The organism is Streptomyces violascens, assembly GCF_014649955.1.
Taxonomy (GTDB): domain Bacteria; phylum Actinomycetota; class Actinomycetes; order Streptomycetales; family Streptomycetaceae; genus Streptomyces; species Streptomyces violascens.
In genome coordinates this window covers 1-2,873 of record NZ_BMUA01000069.1, presented here as the reverse complement: position 1 = coordinate 2,873, position 2,873 = coordinate 1, and the positions used below count along the sequence as shown (strand labels likewise).

Annotated in this window: 4 protein-coding genes and 1 pseudogene; 1 reads left to right on the top strand and 4 read right to left on the bottom strand. The window is 69.8% G+C overall.

Going from position 1 to position 2,873, the window contains the following annotated elements; all coding sequences use genetic code 11:
• A pseudogene (locus IE206_RS42040) lies at nt 1-65 on the top strand (ATP-binding protein); the annotation flags it as partial.
• A 196-nt stretch (nt 66-261) separates the two neighbouring features.
• Here the strand turns inward: IE206_RS42040 and IE206_RS42035 are convergent.
• The 4 genes from IE206_RS42035 to IE206_RS42020 all read right to left on the bottom strand — a co-directional run.
• Nucleotides 262-1,092 carry an alpha/beta fold hydrolase gene (locus IE206_RS42035; RefSeq protein WP_189972033.1) on the bottom strand — a complete coding sequence of 277 codons (831 nt, stop codon included), beginning with the start codon at nt 1,090-1,092 and terminating at the stop codon, nt 262-264.
• Nucleotides 1,085-1,672: a TetR/AcrR family transcriptional regulator gene (locus tag IE206_RS42030; RefSeq protein WP_189972031.1), complete on the bottom strand. Its 588-nt coding sequence runs from the start codon at nt 1,670-1,672 to the stop codon at nt 1,085-1,087. Before IE206_RS42030 ends, IE206_RS42035 begins: the two co-directional genes overlap by 8 nt.
• Nucleotides 1,673-1,806: 134 nt before the next feature.
• A complete protein-coding gene (locus tag IE206_RS42025; protein WP_226599816.1) occupies nt 1,807-2,025 on the bottom strand; it encodes an acyl-CoA carboxylase subunit epsilon in 219 nt (72 codons plus the stop codon).
• Nucleotides 2,026-2,037: 12 nt separating this feature from the next.
• Nucleotides 2,038-2,873 (bottom strand): acyl-CoA carboxylase subunit beta (locus tag IE206_RS42020; protein ID WP_308433985.1); only part of this gene is annotated, 836 nt, incomplete at its 5' end.

Below are 2,873 nucleotides of genomic sequence, written 5' to 3'. Positions count from 1 at the left end.
GAGCAGACGCCAAGAGCGCCCTCATCACCCTCGTGGAACACGCCCTCATGGCACGACTGCGGTAGCGACAAATCCGGCACCGGCGAAGGCCCCGCATTCCGAGCAACGGAACGCGGGGCCTTCGTCATGTGCCCTGGGCCGCGGAACGCGGGGGCTCCGCAGCGCGGGCGCGACCAGCAGCGCGGGGCCGCCTACAGGGGCGCGGGGAACTGCGCGACCGGCCACAGACGGCCCACACCTGACCAAAGACAGCCGGGAGCGCTAGCTCAACAACTCGCCGAGTTTCAGGGCGAATTGACCAGGGTGGGTCACAACGCCCACGTGCCCGCCGGGGAACTCCGCGAGCTCAACCCCGTACCGCCCCGCGAGGCACGCCGCGGGCCTATACAGGCGCAAGCCGTACGACGCCCACCCCGCCGCAGGCACCAACTTCCCAGCATTCAGGTCGAGTTGGGCCAGCGAAGGCACATGTCCACTGAACGGCCCCAGGATCCGCCCGAGGAAGAACCCCGAGTTCCCCTGAGCGCGCTGAAGCGCAGACCGCACCCCCGGTGAGAGCCGGGAGAGGTCCGGCGCCTCCCCGCGCTCCTCACCACACCCCGCCCCCAGTTCGGCCATGGCCGCACTCACCCCCGAGCGGTGGAAGGTCGCGACGACCGACTCGAAGAACGCGTGCTGCTCGGCGGCGTCGGGCAGCAGCGAGACCAGCACGGGCTCGTGCGCAACCACCCGGGCAAGCCGCTCAGGGTGCCGCGTGAGCAGCTCCACCGCGACGATCGCCCCCGAGCTCGTACCGAAGACGTACGCGGGCGCCCCGTCCGGCGCCACCCGGACAAGCAGCCGGTACGCGTCGTCGGCCTGCACCTCGACGCGCTGGTCCACGTCCGGCCCGTCGAGCGGGCTGCGGGAGTGGCCGCGGGGATCGTAGGTCACCACGGTGAAGCGGTCGGCGAGCGCGTCGGCGACCGGTTCGAAGATCCCGGCGTCCCCTCCGCCGCCCGCGATGAGCAGCAGGACGGGCCCGGTGCCGCGCACCTCGTAGCGCAGGGTCGCGCCGGGCACCTTCAAGGTGCCTATGGCCGGTTCAGTCATCGTGTTTCTCCCCGTTCGCGGGCCAGTGCTCCAGCAGGACGTGCAGCGCCTCGACTCCCCGCTCCCACGACTTCTGCACATCGCGGGGGTGGCCGAATCCACCCTCCGCTTCGAGCGTGATGTAGCCGTGGAAGGTGCTGCGCAGGAGGCGTACGGCATCGGTGAGGTCGGGCTCGGCGAGGCCGTAGGCGCGGAGCATCCCGTACGTCGTGTCCGCCGTGCGCGCCATGACGGTCGACCCGGCGAGCAGCTCCGGGTCGACCCGGTGCTGGGTGGCGGCGTACCGGCCGGGGTGGGCGAGCGCGTAGGCGCGGTAGGCGTCGGCGAAGGCGACCAGGGCGTCCTTGCCGGCCCGGCCCGCGACGGCCGCGGCGATGGAGTCGATGAACTCGCCCGCAGCGTAGAGCGCGACCCGCTGCCGCAGCTCGCGGAGGTTCTTGACGTGCGAGTACAGGCTCGCGTCCTTGACGCCGAAGCGCCGCGCGAGCGCGGACACCGTGATGCCGTCGAACCCCGCCTCGTCGGCCAGCTCGGCGCCCGCCACGGTGAGCCGCTCGGCCGTCAGCCCCGCTCGGGCCATCCGTACACCTCCCGATCCCAGAACCTAGTCCCCCTAGGTTCGGGCCTAATATACATAGCCCGTACGTCTGCGAACAGCGAAAAAGCCCCCGCCGACGAAGGCGGGGGCTTTTTGCGAGGGGGTCCCGGGCGGGGTCAGCCCTGCCAGGAGTGCGGGGCGCGGAAGCCGGGGGTGCGCTCCAGGCGGCGCCAGCCCGCGGTGGACCGGCCGCGCTTGGGGGCGACGGCGGGCTGGGCGGCGGCTCGCGCCAGGAGCACCGCGGTGATCGCGGCGAGCTCCTCGGGAGCGGCGTCGCCCTTCTCCACGCGGAGCAGGGACTCGGACTCGGACGAGTTGGACTTCGAGGTGTTCAAGTTCATCTCCTCTTACTGAGGGGGGTTGCCGTGTTTGCGGGACGGCAGGTCGGCGTGCTTGGTCTTGAGCATCGCCAGCGAGGCGATCAGAACGGCCCGGGTCTCGGTCGGATCGATGACGTCATCGACCAGACCCCGCTCGGCCGCGTAATACGGATGCATCAACTCGGCCTTGTACTCCTTGACCATCCGCGCCCGCATCGCCTCCGAATCATCGGCATCCGCAATCTGACGACGGAAGATCACATTCGCCGCACCCTCCGCGCCCATCACCGCGATCTCATTCGTCGGCCACGCATAGGTCAGGTCGGCACCGATGGACTGCGAGTCCATGACGATGTACGCACCCCCATACGCCTTGCGCAGGATCAACGAAATCCTGGGCACCGTGGCATTGCAGTACGCATACAGGAGCTTCGCGCCGTGACGGATGATGCCGCCGTGCTCCTGCGAGACACCCGGCAGGAACCCCGGCACATCCAGCAGCGTCACGATCGGGATGTTGAACGCATCACACATCTGCACAAACCGCGCCGCCTTCTCCGAGGCCTCGATGTCCAGGACACCGGCCAGGGACTGCGGCTGGTTGGCGACGATGCCCACGACCTGGCCGTCGAACCGGGCCAGCGCACAGATGATGTTCCGCGCCCACCGCTCATGGACCTCCAGGAAGTCCCCGTCGTCGACGAGCTCCTCGATCACCTTGTGCATGTCGTAGGGGCGGTTGCCGTCGGCGGGCACCAGGTCCAGGAGAGCCTCGGAGCGGCGGTCGGCCGGGTCGTCGCAGGCATGGACCGGCGGGTTCTCCCGGTTGTTCGACGGCAGCATCGAGATCAGATACCGCACCT

Coding starts and splice junctions, on each gene's coding strand:
- IE206_RS42035 (WP_189972033.1), bottom strand. CDS start 1,092: ATGACTGAACCGGCCATAGGCACCTTGAAGGTGCCCGGCGCGACCCTG.
- IE206_RS42030 (WP_189972031.1), bottom strand. CDS start 1,672: ATGGCCCGAGCGGGGCTGACGGCCGAGCGGCTCACCGTGGCGGGCGCC.